The organism is Pseudomonas sp. MF4836 (assembly GCF_002018875.1).
GTDB lineage: Bacteria > Pseudomonadota > Gammaproteobacteria > Pseudomonadales > Pseudomonadaceae > Aquipseudomonas.
The window spans coordinates 590,394-609,849 of sequence record NZ_MVOL01000002.1 but is presented as its reverse complement, the minus strand read 5'-3'; the positions used below and the strand labels follow the sequence as shown (position 1 = coordinate 609,849).

Genomic DNA, 19,456 nt, shown 5'->3' with positions numbered 1-19,456 from the left:
TAACCCGAATGCCGATTTAGACGAAATAACCCGGGGTTTTCTGACCAGGCCGCCAGCTTCGCGTTACCGCGCCCGCCCGAATGTGAAGCGCAAGTGAGTCGGAAATACCCACTCCGGTGCAAAACACCTCGCCGCAAACGCCCGAGATAGAGCCTTTGGGCCGAACAATCAATTCCGTTGATTATTACCATTGTCTTTATGAACTTTTCTATCGATTTAGCGCGCGTAACATTGGCTCCGTACCCACTTTATCGCCCTCCCGAGGAGCACCCCCATCATGAAACGCCAATTACTGCTCAGCCTGACCCTCTCGATCCTGGCCGCCAACGCTTATGCCCTGCCAGCCGCCGAACAGGCCACTCCACAAGTCAAAGCCAGCCACACCGTGTTCAGCCAGACCCTCGCTGAAGGTGGTTCGGACCGCCTGATCGAACGCAACAAAGTCGCTGCCGATGGCTCGGACCGTACCCCACAAGGCCAGAGCGTTGCCGAAGACGGCTATGATCGCACCCCACAAGGCCAAACCGTAGCCGAAGGTGGCCGTGATCGCCTGGAACAGAAAGGCCTGGTTGAAGACGGCTACGATCGCACGCCACAAGGTCAGACCGTTGCCGAAGATGGCTACGACCGCACCCCACAAGGTCAGACCGTTGCCGAAGATGGCTTCGACCGCACCCCACAAGGCCAGACCGTTGCCGAAGATGGCTTTGATCGCACCCCACAAGGTCAGACTGTTGCCGCAGACGGTGCTGATCGTCTGGAACAACGTCATCAAGCTGTGAGCTGAGCCCATGCTGGCCCAGAAAAAAGCCCGGTCCCTGGATCGGGCTTTGACTTTGTAAAGCCCTCACCTCGTTCCAACACGCCTCCCCGTCAATCCAGCCCGGGTTCGACGCCGACAAAGTTGATTTGCTAGAGTGCCCCGCTCTTCCTGAGTAGAAAGTCAGCCCGCCAATGCTGCCCCGTGCCGAACAGAAGCAACAAACCCGCAATGCCCTGATGGACGCAGCCCGTCACTTGATGGAGTGTGGCCGAGGGTTTGGCAGCCTGAGCCTGCGCGAAGTGGCGAAGACCGCCGGTATGGTCCCCACCGGTTTCTACCGGCACTTTGCCGATATGGACCAACTGGGCCTGGTATTGGTCAGCGAAGTCGGCCAGACCTTCCGCGAAACCATTCGCCTGGTCCGCCATAACGAGTTCGTCATGGGCGGGATCATCGACGCATCGGTTCGGATCTTCCTCGACGTGGTGGCGGCCAATCGTTCGCAGTTCCTGTTTCTCGCGCGTGAGCAGTACGGGGGCTCGCTGCCGGTGCGCCAGGCGATTGCCAACCTGCGGGAAAACATCAGCACCGACCTCGCCACCGACCTGAGCCTGATGCCCAAATTGCAGCACCTGGCGACGGCGGACCTCGGCGTGATCGCCGACCTGATCGTCAAAAGTGTGTTCGCCACCCTGCCGGACATCATCGACCCGCCCGCTGCGGCCCTGCCCGAACACCTGACGCCTCAGGCCAAGATCACCCAGCAACTGCGCTTTATCTTCATTGGCCTCAAGCACTGGCAAGGCCTGGGCAGCACCGAGTAACCCCGTACCTTCCCCACCGAGCCCCCCCTCTCCCCGATCAAGCCGAACGCTTAGCACCCGACGCGGCGCCCCGCCTTGCAGCAAAAAATCCGACGGCGCACCAAGCCGGTGCTATAAATCAGTGCACCTCGACAACTTGTAACAAAATAAAACACGAGCGTGCCCCATTTTCAGGCGTGCACATAGGAGGGTCGCCGGGTTTTTCGAGCGTATCCGGTGATTGGCAAGGCCCTTGCTCTAGCACCTGCATCGCTCTTAGCTGGAAGCCCTCACATGCTGGTGATTCATCGCCGAATCGAACCTCAAGCCCAATGGTCCGCCGAGCTGCACCTGAACTTCGAGGCCCGCAGCAAAAGCCGTCTGCGCTGTTTTAGTGCCGAGGGTGAAGACGTCGGTCTGTTTCTGGAGCGCGGCCAGCCGCCGCTGCACGATGGTGAATGCCTGGCTGCCGAAGACGGGCGCGTCGTGCGCGTTTGCGCTCGCCCGGAAGCGCTGCTGCACGTCACCTGCCGCAACGCCTTCGAGTTGACCCGCGCCGCCTATCACCTGGGCAACCGCCATGTCGCGCTGCAAGTCGGTGATGGCTGGCTGCGCCTGCTCGATGACTACGTGCTCAAGGCCATGCTCGAACAACTGGGAGCCACGGCCGAAGCCATTGAAGCGCCATTCCAACCGGAACACGGCGCCTACGGCGGCGGCCACCATCACTCGCGGCACGGTGACGAGGACTTCAACTACCCGCCGCGCCTGCACCAGTTTGGCGTGCGCCCATGAACCCAGCCTGGGCCCTGCTGCGCCTGGCCAGTCCGCAGTTGCCGATTGGCGGCTACAGCTATTCCCAGGGCCTGGAAATGGCCGTGGAGCAGCAGCGCGTGATGGACTCGGCCAGCGCCCGGCGCTGGATCAGCGATCAATTGCTGTTGAACCTGGCGCGGTTCGAAGCGCCGCTGTTGCTCGCCCATTGCCAGGCCGCAGCGGATGAAGACTGGGCGCAGTTGCTGCAACTGTGCGACGAGCATCGCGCCAGCCGGGAAACCCGCGAGCTGTATCAGGAAAGCCGGCAGATGGGCTATTCCCTGCAGCAACTGCTCAACGGCCTGCCTGAGCTGGATCAGGCCGCCCGGGATTTTCTCCAGCAACGCGGCGAGCCGCACCTGGCCCTGGGCTGGGCCCTGGCGGCGCGCGCCTGGCAGATCAGTCCCCAGGACGCCCTGGCCGCCTGGCTCTGGAGCTGGCTGGAAAACCAACTGGCGGTGCTGATGAAAACCCTGCCCCTGGGCCAGCAAGCCGCCCAGCGCCTGACCAGTGAACTGCTGCCGCTGCTGCAACAGGCGCAGCATGCCGCCACCCACAGCGACCCCATTCATTACGGCAGCGCCGCGTTTGGCCTGTCCCTGGCGTGCATGGCCCATGAGCGCCAGTACAGCCGTCTATTCCGTTCCTAGGGCCTCTGACATGGCGCCTTTTATTGTGGAGAAGCACATGAACTCACAACCCCTGCGCGTCGGCATCGGCGGCCCGGTCGGCTCCGGCAAGACCGCCCTGACCCTCGCCCTGTGCCTGGCCCTGCGCGAGCGCTACAACCTGGCGGTGGTCACCAACGATATCTACACCCGCGAAGACGCCGACTTCCTGGTGCGCAACCAGGCCCTGGCGCCGGAGCGGATCATCGGCGTGGAAACCGGCGGCTGTCCGCACACCGCCATTCGCGAAGATGCGTCGATCAACCTCGAAGCGGTGGATCAACTGAACCGGCGTTTCCCCGGGCTGGACCTGATTCTGGTGGAATCCGGCGGCGACAACCTGTCGGCGACCTTCAGCCCGGAGCTGTCGGACCTGACCATCTACGTGATCGACGTTTCCGCGGGCGACAAGCTGCCGCGCAAGGGCGGCCCGGGGATCTGCAAGTCCGATCTGCTGGTGATCAACAAGGTCGACCTCGCGCCGCTGGTGGGCGCCTCCCTGGAACTGATGAACAGCGACACCCAGCGCATGCGCGCGGGCAAGCCGTTCGTCTTCAGCAACCAGAAAACCGGCCTCGGCCTGGACCAGATCATCGAATTCATCGAACGCCAGGGCCTGCTTGGCGCCGCCTGATTCCCCTTGATAAACGACTCAACAAGGAAGCCACCCTATGACACTCAAGCGTATTTTCGGGGCCCTGGCCCTGCTGCTGACCCCGGCCCTGGCCTTCGCCCACCCGGGGCATGGCGACAACGGTATGATGGCCGGCATCAGCCACCCCATCGGCGGCCTCGACCACTTGCTGGCGATGCTGGCGGTCGGTTTATGGGCGGCCCAGCAACAAGGCGCCGCTCGCTGGGCCCTGCCCTGCACCTTCGTCGGCACCATGCTGATCGGCGGCCTGCTGGGTTTTGAAGGCCTGAACCTGCCGGCCCTGGAAAGCGGGATCGCCGCATCGGTGCTGGCCCTGGGCCTGGCCGTGGCCCTGGCGGTACGCCCACCGCTGAGCCTGGCCCTGGCCGCCACCGCGCTGTTTGCCTTGTTCCACGGTGTAGCCCACGGCCTGGAACTGCCGGACATGTCCAGCCCCTGGGCCTATGCCGCAGGCTTCGTGGCCGCGACCGCCGCCCTGCACGCCGCGGGTTACGCCGTGGTACGGGTCCTGCCCCAGGCTGCGGCGCCGCTGGTACGGGTCGCCGGTGCGGCATCGGCGGCCACCGGTGTGTGGTTGCTGGCCGGCTGAGACCAATAGCGACGACCGAACAGACGGGCCGGCGCTTTCGCGAGCGCCCGCCCCGTTCGCCCTGCTACCATGTCGCGCACTCAACCCTGCCGTGACGACGCCAGCCAATGCCCGATGTTTCCAGCTCCGCCTCCCAGCCTGAATTGACCGCTCTGTTCGCGGCCGTGCAGCAGCACTTCCAGGGGGTCATCGTGCCTCTGTGGCAAGGCCCTGGCTGGAACCCGGCGCTGGCGCTGCCTTTCGAAGCCCTGGACGCCAGGCATGAGCCATTGCCGGTGCAGCGCTATCGCGCCATGGCCTGCGCCCGGCAGCTGTATCTGTTCTCCAGCCTGATCGGCCAGGTGCCCGCGGCTGAACAACGCGCCGCCGCACTGTTCCGCTCCCTGCAGCAGCACTTTCACGATGCCGAGCACGGCGGCTGGTTCTACAGCATCGACGCCCAGGGCGCGCCGCTGGACAAGCGCAAGGACCTCTACACCCACGCGTTCATCATTTTCGCCTGCGCTCATTACTGGGCCAAGGCGCGCGAGCCCCTGGTGGAATCGGTACTCAATGCGGCGCTGAGCGTGGTGGCCGAACGTTTCGCCAGCGGCGACGGCCTGTACCAGGCCAGCCTTGATCAGGACTGGTCGTCCCTGGGCTCCGGGCCGCTGCAGAATCCGCTGATGCACCTGGCCGAAGCCTTCCTGGCAACCCTGGCGGTGCGCGAAGACAGTCGCGCGCAAGGCGCTCTCAGCGCGTTATGCGAGGCCATGCAGCGGCGCTTCATCGACCCGCAGACCGGGGTGATGCTGGAGAAGCCGCTGGGGGCTGTGGATAACTGGTTTGAGCCGGGGCATCAGTTCGAGTGGTTTTTCCTCCTGGAATCTTCGCCCCTGCTGCGAGGCACGGCGCTGCACGGCTCACTGGATCGGGCTTTTGCCTTCACCGAAGACTGCGGAGTCGACCCGGAGACCGGCGCAGTGGCGGCCATGCTCGACCTGCAAGCCACAGCACAGCCAAGGGATGCCACCCAGCGCATCTGGGCCCAGGCCGAATACCTGCGCGCGCTGACCTTGCGCCCTCACAGCCAGACATCGCTGCGTCGCCAATTGCTGGCGTTGCAGCAACACTTCCTGCACCCCGCCGGCTGGAACGAATGCCTGGACGCAGCCGGCAAGGTCAGCCGGCAAGACATGCCGTCGACCACGCCTTATCACCTGGCCACCTGCTATCGCGGCCTGACTGAATACTTCACCTGACTGGGCCGCCGGGGTCGTACAGACTCCGGCCGGCCCCAAGTTTCAGGTCAGGCAATCCACTTGCGATCCCCGGTGAAGCTGATGGTCAGCCAACGCGCCGTGTCCGCCTGGCCGAGTTGGCTGGAGATCTCTTCGCGCAACTGATCCAGGGTCGCCACGCTGTGCAGCGGATAGCCGTCCGGCAGCACGATATGGATCTCGATAAAGCGCGCCCGGCCGTGTTTCTGCACGTAAGACACATAGTCGGCGAAACCGTGCTCGGCCTTGGCCGCTTCCATCACGTTACGCACCTTGTCGTCCAACTGATCCGGGGCAATGCCCAGCACGTCCCGCAGCGCCGGCCGCAGGATCTTGAACGCCGCGGGCAGCATGCTCAGCGCCAACAGAATCAGGATCAGCGGGTCAACGTACATCGCCCAGTCGTGGTAGCCCTGGCTCTTGAGCAGCAAGGCGGCAAGAAAGCTCACCAACAGGCCGACGGACAGCATGGCGTCCACCAGCCAACTGATGTTGTCGAACTGGATCAGGGTGGACTTGAGCGTGCGGTTGCGATGGCGGATGTAGAAGAAATAAGCGAACTCGACCACGGTGAATACCGCGGCGTAGATGATCACCAGCCCCAACTCGATCTCACGCCCGCCATTGATGATGCCGAACACACCGTTGAGAAAGGCGTAGATCGCGATTAACAGCAGGAAGCTGCCTTCGATCAACAGCACCATGGGTTCCAGGTGCCAGAAGCCGAACTGGAAACGCTGGTTGCTTTCCTTGGCGATCAGCTTGGCGGTGATCAGCATCAGGACTTTGATAAAGGTCGCGATCAGGGAAAAAAAGCCATCGAACAGGATGGACTGGGCACCAGAAACAAAACCCGTGACGATACCGGCGATCGCCACGGCGAACATCAGTACGGTCGATTGCTTGAGCAGAACCTGCTCACCTCGGTTACTCACAACGCCTCCTATCGAACCTCAAACCCACCGCCTCGAAGGAGACGGTAGCGAAGTGTCTGGCGGGGATTCTACCTGGGCTGGGCTGACCTCAAGCTGAAACGAATCAGCTTATGTGTTTCCAGGCACAACAACTGTAGCTGGCGAGCGTCTTGGGGGGAGGCCAATGGGTGGGTGGTTGTCGATGGCCAGTGTCCGAACGCGGCCCGAGCCTGCGGCAGCGACTACAGGGAGTCTGTGCCGCCAGGCTGCGCGCCCACCACGTACATGCCTCAGGGCTTGGCGTTGCGCTCAATCGAGAAGCCGGCCCAGGTCTGGCTGACCGGCATCAGCTCCAGGCTGTTGATATTGATGTGGGCCGGGGTGTTGAGCACCCAGAAAATCGTCTCGGCGATGTCCTGCGGCTGGATCGGCTCGGCACCGGCGTAGGTCGCGTCGTAGCGCGCCTGGTCACCGGCGAAGCGCACCAGGGAGAACTCGCTCTCGCACAGGCCCGGCTCGATATTGGTCACCCGTACGCCGGTGCCCTGCAGGTCGCAGCGCAGGTTCAGGGAGAACTGTTTGACGAAGGCCTTGCTCGCGCCATAGACATGGCTGCCCGGATACGGGTAGTTGCCGGCGATGGACCCCAGGTTGATGATCCCGGCGCCGCGACCGTGGGCGATCAGCCGGGGCAGCAACAGGCGGGTGCTGTACATCAGGCCCTTGATGTTGGTGTCGACCATGGTGTCCCAGTCATCCAGGTCGCACTTGGGCGCCGGATCGACGCCCAGGGCCAGGCCGGCGTTGTTGATCAGGCCGCGCAGCGTGCTGAAGGACGGCGGCAGGTTGGCGATCGCCTCCTCCATCGCCTTGCGGTCACGCACATCGAGCACCAGGCCATGCACCTGCGTCTGTTTGGAAAGCTCGGCGCACAACGCATTCAGGCGCTCTTCACGACGACCGGTGAGCACCAGCGACCAGCCGGCCTCGGCGAAACGCCGGGCACAGGCTTCGCCAAAACCGGAAGTGGCCCCGGTGATAAACAGGGTGGAAGTCATGGTGTTCTCCTTGCTGGGTGGCGCGCAGCCATTGGAATGGAAAATCGCTTCGCAGCATGCCCGGCCTCGCTCCGAGCGGCAACCAGACGTTGCACCCGTAGCCGCTGCCGAGCCCGCGAGGCGGCGCTGGCCCGGATGGGCGATAGAGGGGTGTCAGGTACTTCACGGCGAAATTGAGGGCCCGCGTCCGAACGCGGCCCTAGCCTTCGGCAGCGGCTACAGGATTTGCGTGATAAATGATGGATCGCTGTACGAAAAACGATCAGCAGGCGCAAGGCGTTGATTTACATGGCCTGCAGCCATCTGCGCGCATCTTATCCACAGGCCGGTCCACAGTCTTTGGGGGCAAGTGCAAAAGTCTGGAAGCCGCTGTCCACAGGGCTTGCAGCCCGGCTTTGCAAGTTTTTTGCTTGACCCGCCCATGGCCATCATGCAGCCCCTAGGGGTTTGACCACGAAACAGCGGTTTAAGGAGATGGCTTGAAGCCAGTAACTACGGCGCTTAGCCGAGTCTTTCCAGAGTTTAGTCACAGACTTATCCACAGGCTGAGGGACACCTTCAAGAGCGTCTGGCTGCGACAATAAAGGGGTTGACAATCGCGCCGCCCGCTTCACCAAAAACCCCTGATCAAAAAACAACCACCCGCTTGCAGGCCACGCCAATCAAGGCCTCCAGCCAGCTACTCCCACGTTACCCACAGCCAGTTCCACAGCAAACGGGGACAAGTCAAAACCGTGACAAAACAACTAATTGCAGCGGCTTTATGCCGCGCTTTGATAGCTTGCGAATAATGTTTTCCACAATTTCCAGTGCCCGCTGCGGACATCCGATAAAACGCCCTCCGTTTCAGCTTTTTCAGGCGCCTGTGGACAAAAAAAGGCCCCGATGGCCAAGGCACATCGGGGCGGGTTTTATCCACAGTGCGGGGCGTCAGTGGCCGCCCAGATACGCGTTGCGCACCTCCTCATTGACCAGCAGTTCCTGCCCGGTGCCGCTCAGGCGAATCTCGCCGTTGACCATCACATAGGCCCGGTCCGACAACTTCAGCGCATGGTTGGCGTTCTGCTCCACCAGGAAAATGGTCATGCCGCTGCCCGCCAGCTCACGCAGGGTGGAGAAGATCTGTTTCACCACAATCGGCGCCAGGCCCAGACTCGGCTCATCCAGCAACAGCAGCTTGGGCCGGCTCATCAGCGCCCGGGCAATGGCCAGCATCTGCTGTTCACCGCCCGACATGGTCATGGCCCGCTGAGTACGCCGCTCCTTGAGCCGGGGGAACAGGTCGAACATGCGCTGCATGTCTTCGGTGGCGTGCTTGTCGCCGATGGGGATGGTGCCCATCAGCAGGTTTTCCTCCACCGTCATATCCGGGAACACCCGTCGCCCTTCCGGCGACTGGGCGATGCCGTTGGAGGCGATGTAGTGCGACGACTTGTGGGTGATGTCCACGCCACGGTAGAGGATCTGCCCGGACTCGGCCCGGGGCTGGCCGAAAATCGACATCAGCAACGTCGACTTGCCGGCACCGTTGGAGCCGATCAGGCTCACGGTCTCGCCTTCATTGATGTGCAGCGAGACCTTCTTCAGGGCCTGGATCGGGCCGTAGTAAACGTCCAAGTCCTTGAGTTCGAGGATAGGTTGAGTCATACCAGCTCCTCTTCGTCGGCACCCAGGTAGGCGGCAATCACTTTCGGATCGTTGCGGATCGCCTCCGGCCCGCCTTCGGCGATCACGTTGCCGTGGTCGAGCACCACAATGTGGTCGGAAATACTCATCACCATGCCCATGTCGTGTTCAATCAGCACCACGGTCAGATCGTGCTCGTCACGCAGCAGACGGATCATCGCGCTCAGCGCTTCGGTTTCCTGAGGGTTGAGGCCGGCGGCCGGTTCGTCGAGGCAGATGATCTGCGGACGGGTGCACATGGCCCGGGCGATTTCCAGGCGCCGCTGCTGGCCGTAGGACAATTCACCAGCCAGGCGGTTGGCGCAGTCCACCAGGTCCACCACTTCCAGCCAGTAGAAAGCGTGGTCCAGCGCGTCGCTCTCGGCCTTCTGGTAGCCCTTGGTGTTGAGAATACCGGCCAGCATATTGCGGTTGACCCACATGTGCTGGGCCACCAGCAGGTTCTCCAGCACCGACATTTCCTTGAACAGGCGAATGTTCTGGAAGGTCCGCGCCAGGCCCGCCCGGTTCACCAGGTGGGTGCCGCCGAACATCTTGTAATACAGGCGGCTGGCAAAGCTTTTGGGCGACACGAAGTCAGTGGCGCGAAAAGGCTCGCCGAGCAGTTTGATGACGTTGGTGCTCTGGCCCCGGGTATTGAGTTCGATACGCCCGCCGGAGGCCTTGTAGAACCCGGTCAGGCAGTTGAACACCGTGGTCTTGCCTGCACCGTTGGGGCCGATCAGGGCGAAGATCGAGTTGCGGCGCACCTTGAGGCTGACGTCGCTCAGGGCCTTGATCCCGCCGAAGTGCATCATCAGGTTCTCTACCGAGAGAATCACTTCATCGCTCATGATGCGCTCCTCTGGGTCAGGACACCTTTACGCGGGGTCACACCGGTACGGCTGATGCGAATCAGGCCACGGGGTCGCCAGATCATCATCAACACCATCAACACCCCGAACAGCAGCACCCGGTACTCGGAGAAGCTGCGCAGCAGTTCGGGGGCCACGGTGAGCACGAACGCGGCAATCACCACGCCCACCGTCGACCCCATGCCGCCCAGCACCACGATGGCCAGGATCAGCGCCGACTCGAAAAAGGTGAAGGACGACGGGTTGACGAAGCCCTGGTAGCTGGCGAAGAACACCCCGGCCAGACCCGCGGTCGAGGCGCCGATGGTGAACGCCGAGAGCTTGACCAGCACGTGGTTCAGGCCCATGGCCCGGCAAGCGATTTCGTCTTCGCGCAAGGCTTCCCAGGCCCGGCCGACCGGCATGCGGGTCAGGCGATGCTTGACGTAGAGCACCAGCAGCACCACCAGGAACAGCACGATGTAGATAAACAGGAATTTCAGATTGGGGTTGTAGTCCATGCCGAAAAACTCATGGAACGGCACACCGCCATCCTTGGCCTTGCGGCCGAACTCCAGGCCGAAGAAGGTCGGCGACGGCACCGGCATGCCATTGGGACCGCCGGTGAAGGACAGCCAGTTGTTGAGCACCAGGCGGATGATCTCGCCAAAACCCAGGGTCACGATGGCCAGGTAGTCACCGTGCATTCGCAAGACCGGGAAGCCGAGTATGCAGCCGGCCAGCGCCGCCGCAATCGCCGCCAGCGGCAACACCGACCAGAAACCCAGGCCCAGGTACTGGTAACCCAATGCCAGGCCGTAGGCGCCGATGGCATAGAAGGCCACGTAACCCAGGTCGAGCAGGCCGGCCAGGCCGACCACGATGTTCAGGCCCAGGCCCAGCAACACATAGATCAGGCCGAGGATCACCACGGTCAGCAGGTACTTGTTGGCGAAGATCGGGAACACGATGGCAATCACGATCAGCACCGGAATGATCCAGCGCAGCCGCGACTTGTAGTCCGGCGGGCGCACATGCACGCCGGAGCCGGTGCTCTCGAAGCCCTGGAGAATCTTCAGGCCCTTGGGGGTCTGCAGGAACAGGCTCATGGCCAGGCGGCCGATCATCACGATCGCCACCAGCCAGCCGACGCGCGCCGGCTGCAGGTTGAAGCTGTAGCCATCCAGGACCACGCCGACAATCGGCCCGAACACGATCAGCGAGATCAGCCCGGCCAGCACGGCGTCGATAACGCTCTTTTTGATATCAATCGGTTTATTGGCAGCAGACATACTTATACCTTCGCCACGAGTGGGCGACCCAGCAGGCCTTGGGGACGGAAGATCAGAATCAGCACCAGCAGCGAGAAACTGAACACATCTTTGTAGTCGGAGTTGATCAACCCGGAGAACAGCGACTCGGAGATCCCGAGGATGATCCCGCCCAGCATCGCGCCCGGTAGCGAGCCAATGCCGCCGAGAACCGCGGCGGTAAACGCCTTGATCCCGATGACAAAGCCGGCATAGAAGTCGAACGTGCCGTAGTTCATGGTGATCAGCACGCCCGCCAGCGCAGCCATGGCGGCGCCGATGACGAACACATAGGAGATCACGCGGTCGGTGTTGATCCCGAGGATCGAGGCCATCTTGCGGTCTTGCTGGGTAGCACGGCACATGCGGCCAAGCTTGGTGTACTTGATGATGTAGGTCAGCAATGCCATGCCGGCGAATGCCGCAACCAGGATGAAGATCTTGGTGTAGGTGAGCTGGACGAAACCGCTGCCGATATCGACCTTCCAGGCACCGGCCAACAGCGTTGGCACACCCTGTTGCTTGGCGCCCTGGCTGATCTGCGCATAGTTCTGCAGGATCAGCGAGATACCGATGGCGCTGATCAGCGGCGCCAGGCGGGTGGAGTTGCGCAGGGGTTTGTAGGCGACGCGCTCGATGACCCAGCCGTAGACCCCCGTCACGACGACGGTAAAGACCAGGGTGCCGAGAATGAGTAGCGGGAAGGATTCGATGCCAAAGTAGGCCAGCAGAGCCAGACTGATTGCCGCGAGGTAAGCGGAAATCATGTAAACCTCGCCATGGGCGAAGTTGATCATGCCAATGATGCCGTAGACCATTGTGTAGCCTATGGCGATCAGACCATAGACAGACCCGAGGGTCAGTCCATTGATCAGTTGCTGCAGGAAAATACCATCCATAACGCAATCTCACGCATTTGAGAGACTGCACACAGCGGAGACGACGGACTGGTGTTCAGCCACCGGCGCAACACGGCCATTGTGCAGCTCTACGAGAAAAGACAAGTACTGCACGGGCAACCGGCCGACACCGGGGGGCGGTGCCGGACGGCTCAGAACCGGTATACGGTCAGTTGCGCCAGGCTCAGGCGACGTTAAAAGTGCCTGAACCTTGCTCGCCGGACCGTAAACCGGTTCTCAGACGCTCATGTCACTTCTGTTTTTCGAGCTGGTGGTATTTGCCGTCCTTGTCCCACTGGTAGACCACGTAGTCGGAGATCTTCAAGTCGCCTTTGGCGTCCCAGGTCTTCTCGCCCATCACGGTTTTCACCGGATTGGCTTTCAGCCATTTGGCCGCGTCTTCACCCTTGTTCGACTTGGCGCCGCCAAAGCCGGCAGCCAGGGCCTGGACCGACGCGTAGGCGTACAGGGTGTAGCCTTCAGGCTCGGTGCCGGCCTTGCGGAAAGCGTCGACCACGGTCTTGCTGTCTGGCAGCAGGCGCGGGTCGGCACCGAAGGTCATGTACACGCCGTCGACGTATTGCGGGCCGCCAGCAGTGGTGACCAGTTCGTCGGTGACGATGCCGTCATCGGACATGAATTTCACGTCCTTGAGGCCCTGCTCGCGCAGTTGGCGTACCAGTGGACCGGCTTCCGGATGCAGACCACCGAAGTACACGACATCGGCCCCCACGGAGCGGATCTTGGTCACGACGGCGCTGAAGTCTTTCTCGCCACGGGTCAGGCCTTCGTACAGCACCGGGGTCACGCCGCGCTTGGTCAGCTGTGCCTTGGTGGCATCCGCCAGGCCCTGGCCGTAGGTGTCCTTGTCGTGCAGCACCGCGACCTTTTTGCCCTTGAGCACATCGACGATGTAGTCGCCGGCAACGATGCCCTGCTGGTCGTCACGCCCGCACATGCGGAACATGGCGCTCAGGCCGCGCTCGGTAACCTGCGGGTTGGTCGAGCCCGGGGTAATGGCGATCACGCCCGCATCGCTGTACACCTCGGACGCCGGAATGGTCGAGGACGAGCAGAAGTGCCCGACCACGCCTGCGACCTTGTCCTGATCCACCAGGCGGTTGGCCACGGCCACCGCTTGCTTGGGCTCGCAAGCGTCATCGCCCTTGACCAGGACGATCTTCTCGCCGTTGACACCGCCCTTGGCGTTGATTTCGTCAGCCGCTGCCTGTGCACCCTTCATGTACTGCTCGCCAAATGCCGCGTTGGCGCCAGTCATGGGACCCGCTACGCCGATCTTCAGGTCGGCCTGAGCAAACGCAGAAACACCCAACGCAGCTGCCACTGCGAGGGCCAGAAAGCCTTTCTTGTAAAACGTCTGGGACATGGGGTGGTGCTCCAAGGTTTTTTTAGTTGGCAATGCGACTTCACTGAATGCTCAGAGCAAGGGCCGTGCCATTGGTTTTTTATTCTGAAAAAAGTCGTTCTGATGTTGTTATTTCGACTGTTTCGAGCCCTTTTTTATTGGGCGTGCAACCGTCTAAACCGCGGAAGGTGAAACCGTAAAAAATGAAAGGCGCAACCCGCACGCGCCATCATTGCAACCACGGCGCAAATCAACGTGCAACCAGCCTGTAACAGCCTGCGTCACCGAAGTGCACACTGCTGGTGCGGCACTGCTACGAGCCGCACCATTACAGGCTAGTCGCTGCGCCGAAAAGCGCCGCCCCAGGGGTTGAATTTCGCCGATCAGATGACGATCCGCAGGCACTGGCCCGCGTGATACAGAGAGAACCCGGCCTCGTACAGGCAACTGCGCAGGCCCACCCCGGCCAGCGGCTGCATGGGCGCGAAGGGAATCGGCAGGGCTTGAGGGTTTCCGTTACACAGGTAATCGGCAAAGGCTTTGCCGACCACGGTCCCGGTGGTGACGCCACGCCCGTTGTAACCGGTGACTGCCACTAAACCGGGCGCAGGTTCGAACAGACGCATCAGGTGATCGGGGGTGAAGGCGATGCAGCCGGTCCAGGTGCACTCCCACTCCACCGGCTTGAGATACGGGAAGTAATGCTGCTGCACCCGATCGGCCCAGGCCTTGAGGAACCAGGCGGGTTTCTGGTTGCCGTTGCCCAGGCTGCCGAGCAGCAGGCGGCCTTCGGCATCGCGGCGGATGCTGCTCAGCACCTGGCGCGTGTCCCAGGAGCCCTGGCCACCCGGCAGGATTTGCTGCGCGGCGTCTTCCGTCAGAGGCCGGGAGGCAACCTGGTAGTAGTAACCGGGGAAGAAATTGCGCCGCAGTTCGGTCCAGTCGCCTTCGGTGTAGGCATTGGAGGCAATCACCACCTGCTCGGCCAGCACCGAGCCCTGAGCCGTTTGCACCGACCAGCGCTGGCCCTGGCGTTCCAGGCGAGTAACCGGCGAGTGGTCGAACAATAGCCCGCCCAGGTCCACCGCTGCCTTGGCCAGGCCCGAGGTATAGGCCATGGGGTTGATGGTGCCGGCGCGTCGATCCAGGAGCGCGGCGGCAATCCTCTGGGTGCCGGTGGCGGCTTCGCATGCGGCACCGGTCAGCAACTCCACCGGCGCGCCACGGCGCTTCCATTGTTGTTCGCGACTGCGCAGGTCGGCCTCGCCCCGGGCGTTATGGGCCATGTGCAAGGTGCCTTCACGGCGCAACTGGCAATCAATGCGGTATTTGTCCACCAGGCTGAACACCAGGGACGGCGCCGCGCCCAGCATGCGGTTGAGCTGGCTGCCGACCTGCTCGCCGAAGCCGGCCTCGATATCGTCGGGCGCGATCCACATCCCGGCGTTGACCAGGCCGACGTTGCGCCCCGAGCCGCCATGCCCCGCGCGGTGAGCCTCCAGCACGCAGACCCGCTTGCCCTGCTCCAGCAAATGCACCGCCGCCGACAAACCGGTGAAGCCTGCGCCAATCACGCAGACATCCACCGCGACCTCGCCGTTGAGCGCGGCGTTGTCAGGCCTTTGCGGCGTCAGTTTTTCCCATAGACACTCTTCGCGTAACGCCATTGCCAGACTCCGAAATCAACCACATACAGGTTTGCATTCGCCGCTGTAACCGCTGCCGCAGGCTCGGCCCGCCGTTCGGACGCTGCTTCTCGCAAACAACGCCCTCCCCGGACACCCGCTTCAGTTGTAGCCGCTGCCGAAGACTACGCTGGCCCTGAAAAACAACGCCCCGTTCCCGGATGCACTCCAGCGTCCAGCGCAGCCTCACCAAACTCGGCAGCGGCTACCGGTTTGCCGCCTTCATTCAATCGAAGGTAATGCCCTGGGCCAGTGGCAGCTCCAGGGAGTAGTTGACAGTGTTGGTCTGGCGGCGCATGTAACCGCGCCACGCATCGGAGCCGGACTCACGACCGCCACCGGTTTCTTTCTCGCCACCGAAGGCGCCGCCGATTTCCGCGCCGCTCGGGCCGATGTTGACGTTGGCGATGCCGCAGTCGCTGCCCACCGCCGACATGAACTGCTCGGCTTCGCGCACATCGGTGGTGAAGATGCACGACGACAGGCCCTGAGGCACAGCGTTGTTCAGGCGCAGCGCTTCGGCAAACTCGGTGTAGCCGACCACGTAGAGGATCGGGGCAAAGGTTTCATCGCGCACCACGTCGCTCTGCTCAGGCATCTCGACGATGGCCGGCGACACGTAATAGGCATTCGGGAACTGTTCTTCCAACTGCCGCTTGCCGCCAAACACCCGGCCGCCTTCGCTCAAGGCCTGTTCCAGGGCGTCCTGCATATTGTCGAAGCTGTGTTTGTCGATCAGCGGGCCGACCAGGTTGCCTTCCAGCGGATGACCGATCCGCACCTTGGAGTAGGCGGCCTTGAGCCGGGTGACAATTTCTTCCTTGACTGACTCATGGGCAATCAGTCGACGCAGGGACGTGCAACGCTGGCCGGCGGTGCCGACGGCGCTGAACAGAATGGCGCGCACGGCCATGTCCAGGTCGGCGCTTGGGCCGAGGATCATCGCGTTGTTGCCGCCCAGCTCGAGGATGCTGCGGGCAAAGCGCGCGGCGACTTTGGGCGCCACTTCACGGCCCATGCGGGTGCTGCCGGTGGCGCTGATCAGGGCCACACGCGGATCGTCCACCAGCGCGGCGCCGGCTTCACGCCCGCCGATGATCACCTGGCTGAGGTAGGGCGGAGCGTCGCTGAAGTTTTTCAGCACGCGCTCGAACAACGCCTGGCAGGCCAGGGCGGTCAGCGGGGTTTTCTCCGACGGTTTCCAGATCACCGGGTTGCCGCAGACCAGCGCCAGAGTGGTGTTCCAGGCCCAGACCGCCACCGGGAAGTTGAACGCGCTGATCACCCCGACCACGCCCAGCGGGTGCCAGGTTTCACGCATGTGGTGGCCAGGACGCTCGGAGGCGATGGTCAAACCGTAGAGCTGGCGCGACAGGCCGACGGCGAAGTCGCAGATGTCGATCATCTCTTGCACTTCACCCAGGCCTTCCTGGGTGATCTTGCCGGCTTCCCAGGACACCAGCTCGCCAAGGTCGGCCTTGTACTCGCGCAACACTTCACCGAACTGGCGGACCAGCTCGCCGCGACGGGGCGCCGGCACCTTGCGCCAGAGTTCGAATGCATGCTCTGCGCGACTGACCTGTTGCTCGACTTCGGCTGCACCTTCCCAGTTCACGGCGGCGATGCGGCTGCCGTCGATCGGCGAGTGCACGGGCTGGCTGCCCGACTGATACAGGGCCGGGTTCACACCGAGACGATCAAGCAATGCGGCAACCATGGGTCACTCCTTACAGATGAAAAAACAAAAAGTCGTAGCCGATAAACCAGCTATTGAGGCCTGTAGTTGTAGCTGGCCTGAGACTTGCCAACAAACGACGATTAGGCGAGATATCATTCCGTTTATTCATGCTGCGTCGGCCAAGCAGCGCTGAGACAAGAACCAGGGACCTTGCGCCATGCTGAACAAACGCCACCTGCCCTCGATCACCGCCTTGCAGTGTTTCGAAGCGGTCACCCGCCACCTGAGCTTCACCCGTGCCGCCGAAGAGCTGAACCTGACCCAAAGCGCGGTCAGCAAGCAGGTGGCGCAACTCGAAGAGCTGCTGCAACACCTGTTGTTCCGCCGCGTGCGCCGACGCTTGCAGATGACTCCGGCCGGCGACCTGTACCTGGTGGAAGTGCGCAAGATCCTGACCCAGGTCGAGATGTCGACCCACTACCTGCGTTCCTACGGCGGTGAAACCGAAGTGCTGCGGGTGTCCACGCCCTCGACCTTCGGCGCGCGCTGGCTGGTGCCACGCCTCAAGGGCTGGCGCCTGCGTCATCCGCATATCCATCTGGACCTGTGCAACGAGCAGGAGGCCGATGATTTGCTGCAGGGCCGCAGCGACCTGGCGTTCTACTTCGGCCAGGGTTCGCGCCCCGGCACCGAGTGCCTGAAGCTGTTCAGCGAAGAGCTGGTGGCGGTCTGCGCCCCAGGCAGCTTGCCGGACCAGCCGTTCACCGACCCGACGCAACTGGCCGATCTGGTGCTGCTGCAGAATGCCTCCCGGCCCCAGGCCTGGCACGACTGGTTCGACAGCCAGGGCTACCACACCGAACACAGCTATCACGGCCCGCGCTTCGAAACCTTCTACATGTGCATCCGCGCCGCCCAGGTCGGTTGCGGCGTGGCCCTGCTGCCGCGCTTTCTGGTGGAGGAAGAGTTGAACGACGGCAAGCTGGTAATCGCCTGGCAGTACGCGATGCCCAGTAACGATGCGTACTTCATCGCCTACCCCGAGCATTCCGCCGAAGTGCCCAAGGTCCGCGACTTTGTGCGCTGGATGCTGGAGCAGGTCGACAGCCCGACCCCCTAGCGGCTCGGCCGCGCCCGCTAAAAAAACGCTGGCAAAACAGACTGCGGATATGCGCCACTACCGCCTTCATTGAAAAAAGCTGCAAAGCCGCGCATTTCTACGCGGCCCGCCTGGAGATTCCCGTTATGAGCGAGAGTGTGTTTGCCGATCGCATCGTGCAGAACCTGCTCGACACCGACTTCTACAAATTGACCATGATGCAGGCGGTGCTGCACAACTACCCCAACGTGGAAGTCGAATGGGAGTTCCGTTGCCGTAACAGCGAGGACCTGCGGCCGTACCTGGCAGAAATCCGCTACCAGTTCGAACGCCTGGCCGAACTCAGCCTGAGCGCTGACCAACTGAGTTCCCTGGAGCGCATCAGCTTCCTCAAGCCCGACTTCCTGCGTTTTCTCGGTCTGTTCCGCTTCAACCTGCGCTACGTCTACACCGGCATCGAGGACGGCGAGCTGTTTATCCGCCTGCGCGGGCCCTGGCTGCACGTGATCCTGTTTGAAGTGCCGATGCTGGCCATCGTCAGCGAAGTGCGTAACCGCTATCGCTACCGCGAAGTGGTGCTGGAGCAGGCGCGCGAGCAGCTGTACCGCAAGTTCGACTGGCTCAGCGCCAACGCCAGCAGCGAAGAGCTTTCGGAGCTGCAGGTCGCCGACTTCGGCACCCGCCGGCGCTTCTCCTACCGCGTGCAGGAGGAAGTGGTGAACGTGCTCAAGCACGACTTCCCCGGGCGCTTCGTCGGCACCAGCAACGTGCACCTGTCGCGGGTGCTGGACATGAAGCCCCTGGGCACCATGGCCCACGAATGGATCATGGCCCACCAGCAGCTCGGCCCACGGCTGATCGACAGCCAGATCGCCGCCCTGGACTGCTGGGTCCGCGAGTACCGCGGCCTGCTGGGCATCGCCCTGACCGACTGCATCACCACCGACGCCTTTCTCGGCGACTTCGACCTGTACTTCGCCAAGCTCTTCGACGGTTTGCGCCACGATTCCGGCGACCCGATCCTGTGGGCCGAAAAAGCCATCGCCCATTACCACAAGCTGGGCATCGAGCCGATGAGCAAGACCCTGGTGTTTTCCGACAGCCTGACACTGCCCCGCTCCCTGGAGATTTTCCGGGCGCTGCGTGGTCGGATCAATGTCAGCTTTGGCATCGGCACCAACCTGACCTGCGATATTCCCGGTGTCGAGCCGATGAGCATCGTGCTTAAAATGGCCGCCTGCAATGGCCAGCCGGTCGCCAAGATCTCCGACGAAGCGGGCAAGACCCATTGCCGGGATCCGAACTTCGTAGGTTACCTGCGCCACGTTTTCCAAGTACCTGCCGCCCTTTCAGGCACATCAAGCAAGGAGTGAAT

The 19,456-nt window shown here is 62.6% G+C and carries 18 protein-coding genes; 9 read left to right on the top strand and 9 right to left on the bottom strand.

Annotated features, from left to right (window positions below; all coding sequences use genetic code 11):
* The first annotated feature begins 277 nt into the window (after positions 1 to 277).
* The 7 genes from MF4836_RS06080 to MF4836_RS06050 all read left to right on the top strand — a co-directional run bounded on the left by MF4836_RS06080 (position 278) and on the right by MF4836_RS06050 (position 5,535).
* The gene (locus tag MF4836_RS06080; RefSeq protein WP_078469582.1) at positions 278 to 787 is read left to right on the top strand and encodes a hypothetical protein; all 510 of its coding nucleotides are present in this window, start codon (positions 278 to 280) and stop codon (positions 785 to 787) included.
* A gap of 167 nt (positions 788 to 954) precedes the next feature.
* The gene (locus MF4836_RS06075) at positions 955 to 1,587 is read left to right on the top strand and encodes a TetR family transcriptional regulator (protein WP_078469581.1); all 633 of its coding nucleotides are present in this window, start codon (positions 955 to 957) and stop codon (positions 1,585 to 1,587) included.
* 273 nt (positions 1,588 to 1,860) lie between these two features.
* Complete coding sequence (gene ureE / locus MF4836_RS06070) at positions 1,861 to 2,361, top strand: urease accessory protein UreE (RefSeq protein WP_078469580.1); 501 nt, start codon at positions 1,861 to 1,863, stop codon at positions 2,359 to 2,361.
* Positions 2,358 to 3,032 carry an urease accessory protein UreF gene (locus MF4836_RS06065; RefSeq protein ID WP_078469579.1) on the top strand — a complete coding sequence of 225 codons (675 nt, stop codon included), beginning with the start codon at positions 2,358 to 2,360 and terminating at the stop codon, positions 3,030 to 3,032. The genes ureE and MF4836_RS06065 overlap by 4 nt, the downstream gene beginning before the upstream one ends.
* Before the next feature lie 37 nt (positions 3,033 to 3,069).
* Complete coding sequence (gene ureG / locus MF4836_RS06060; protein ID WP_020298712.1) at positions 3,070 to 3,684, top strand: urease accessory protein UreG; 615 nt, start codon at positions 3,070 to 3,072, stop codon at positions 3,682 to 3,684.
* Between the two features lie 37 nt (positions 3,685 to 3,721).
* A complete protein-coding gene (locus MF4836_RS06055) occupies positions 3,722 to 4,294 on the top strand; it encodes a HupE/UreJ family protein (RefSeq protein WP_078469578.1) in 573 nt (190 codons plus the stop codon).
* Between the two features lie 107 nt (positions 4,295 to 4,401).
* On the top strand, positions 4,402 to 5,535 hold the full coding sequence (locus tag MF4836_RS06050; RefSeq protein WP_078469577.1) for an AGE family epimerase/isomerase: 1,134 nt from the start codon (positions 4,402 to 4,404) through the stop codon (positions 5,533 to 5,535).
* Between the two features lie 47 nt (positions 5,536 to 5,582).
* Here the strand turns inward: MF4836_RS06050 and MF4836_RS06045 are convergent, their stop codons facing one another.
* The 9 genes from MF4836_RS06045 to amaB all read right to left on the bottom strand — a co-directional run bounded on the left by MF4836_RS06045 (position 5,583) and on the right by amaB (position 17,021).
* A complete protein-coding gene (locus MF4836_RS06045; RefSeq protein WP_078469576.1) occupies positions 5,583 to 6,488 on the bottom strand; it encodes a cation diffusion facilitator family transporter in 906 nt (301 codons plus the stop codon).
* 269 nt (positions 6,489 to 6,757) lie between these two features.
* The gene (locus MF4836_RS06040) at positions 6,758 to 7,525 is read right to left on the bottom strand and encodes an SDR family oxidoreductase (RefSeq protein WP_078469575.1); all 768 of its coding nucleotides are present in this window, start codon (positions 7,523 to 7,525) and stop codon (positions 6,758 to 6,760) included.
* A 930-nt stretch (positions 7,526 to 8,455) separates the two neighbouring features.
* Positions 8,456 to 9,172 carry an ABC transporter ATP-binding protein gene (locus MF4836_RS06030; protein ID WP_078469574.1) on the bottom strand — a complete coding sequence of 239 codons (717 nt, stop codon included), beginning with the start codon at positions 9,170 to 9,172 and terminating at the stop codon, positions 8,456 to 8,458.
* Entirely contained in the window at positions 9,169 to 10,044 is an 876-nt protein-coding gene (locus tag MF4836_RS06025) for an ABC transporter ATP-binding protein (RefSeq protein WP_078469573.1), read from the bottom strand. Before MF4836_RS06025 ends, MF4836_RS06030 begins: the two co-directional genes overlap by 4 nt.
* A complete protein-coding gene (gene livM, locus MF4836_RS06020; RefSeq protein ID WP_078469572.1) occupies positions 10,041 to 11,336 on the bottom strand; it encodes a high-affinity branched-chain amino acid ABC transporter permease LivM in 1,296 nt (431 codons plus the stop codon). Before livM ends, MF4836_RS06025 begins: the two co-directional genes overlap by 4 nt.
* A 2-nt stretch (positions 11,337 to 11,338) precedes the next feature.
* Complete coding sequence (locus MF4836_RS06015; RefSeq protein ID WP_020299405.1) at positions 11,339 to 12,253, bottom strand: ABC transporter permease subunit; 915 nt, start codon at positions 12,251 to 12,253, stop codon at positions 11,339 to 11,341.
* Between the two features lie 250 nt (positions 12,254 to 12,503).
* The gene (locus tag MF4836_RS06010) at positions 12,504 to 13,640 is read right to left on the bottom strand and encodes a branched-chain amino acid ABC transporter substrate-binding protein (RefSeq protein ID WP_020299406.1); all 1,137 of its coding nucleotides are present in this window, start codon (positions 13,638 to 13,640) and stop codon (positions 12,504 to 12,506) included.
* A 362-nt stretch (positions 13,641 to 14,002) separates the two neighbouring features.
* Positions 14,003 to 15,286: an L-pipecolate oxidase gene (gene amaA, locus MF4836_RS06005; RefSeq protein WP_078469571.1), complete on the bottom strand. Its 1,284-nt coding sequence runs from the start codon at positions 15,284 to 15,286 to the stop codon at positions 14,003 to 14,005.
* 244 nt (positions 15,287 to 15,530) lie between these two features.
* On the bottom strand, positions 15,531 to 17,021 hold the full coding sequence (gene amaB, locus MF4836_RS06000) for an L-piperidine-6-carboxylate dehydrogenase (protein WP_078469570.1): 1,491 nt from the start codon (positions 17,019 to 17,021) through the stop codon (positions 15,531 to 15,533).
* A gap of 178 nt (positions 17,022 to 17,199) precedes the next feature.
* Between amaB and MF4836_RS05995 the strand changes: the two genes are divergently transcribed.
* Both MF4836_RS05995 and pncB read left to right on the top strand, forming a co-directional pair.
* A complete protein-coding gene (locus MF4836_RS05995) occupies positions 17,200 to 18,102 on the top strand; it encodes a LysR family transcriptional regulator (protein WP_078469569.1) in 903 nt (300 codons plus the stop codon).
* A gap of 125 nt (positions 18,103 to 18,227) precedes the next feature.
* Positions 18,228 to 19,454 (top strand): nicotinate phosphoribosyltransferase, encoded by a 1,227-nt coding sequence (pncB, locus tag MF4836_RS05990; RefSeq protein ID WP_020299410.1) that lies wholly within the window; start codon positions 18,228 to 18,230, stop codon positions 19,452 to 19,454.
* The last annotated feature ends 2 nt before the right edge of the window (positions 19,455 to 19,456 follow it).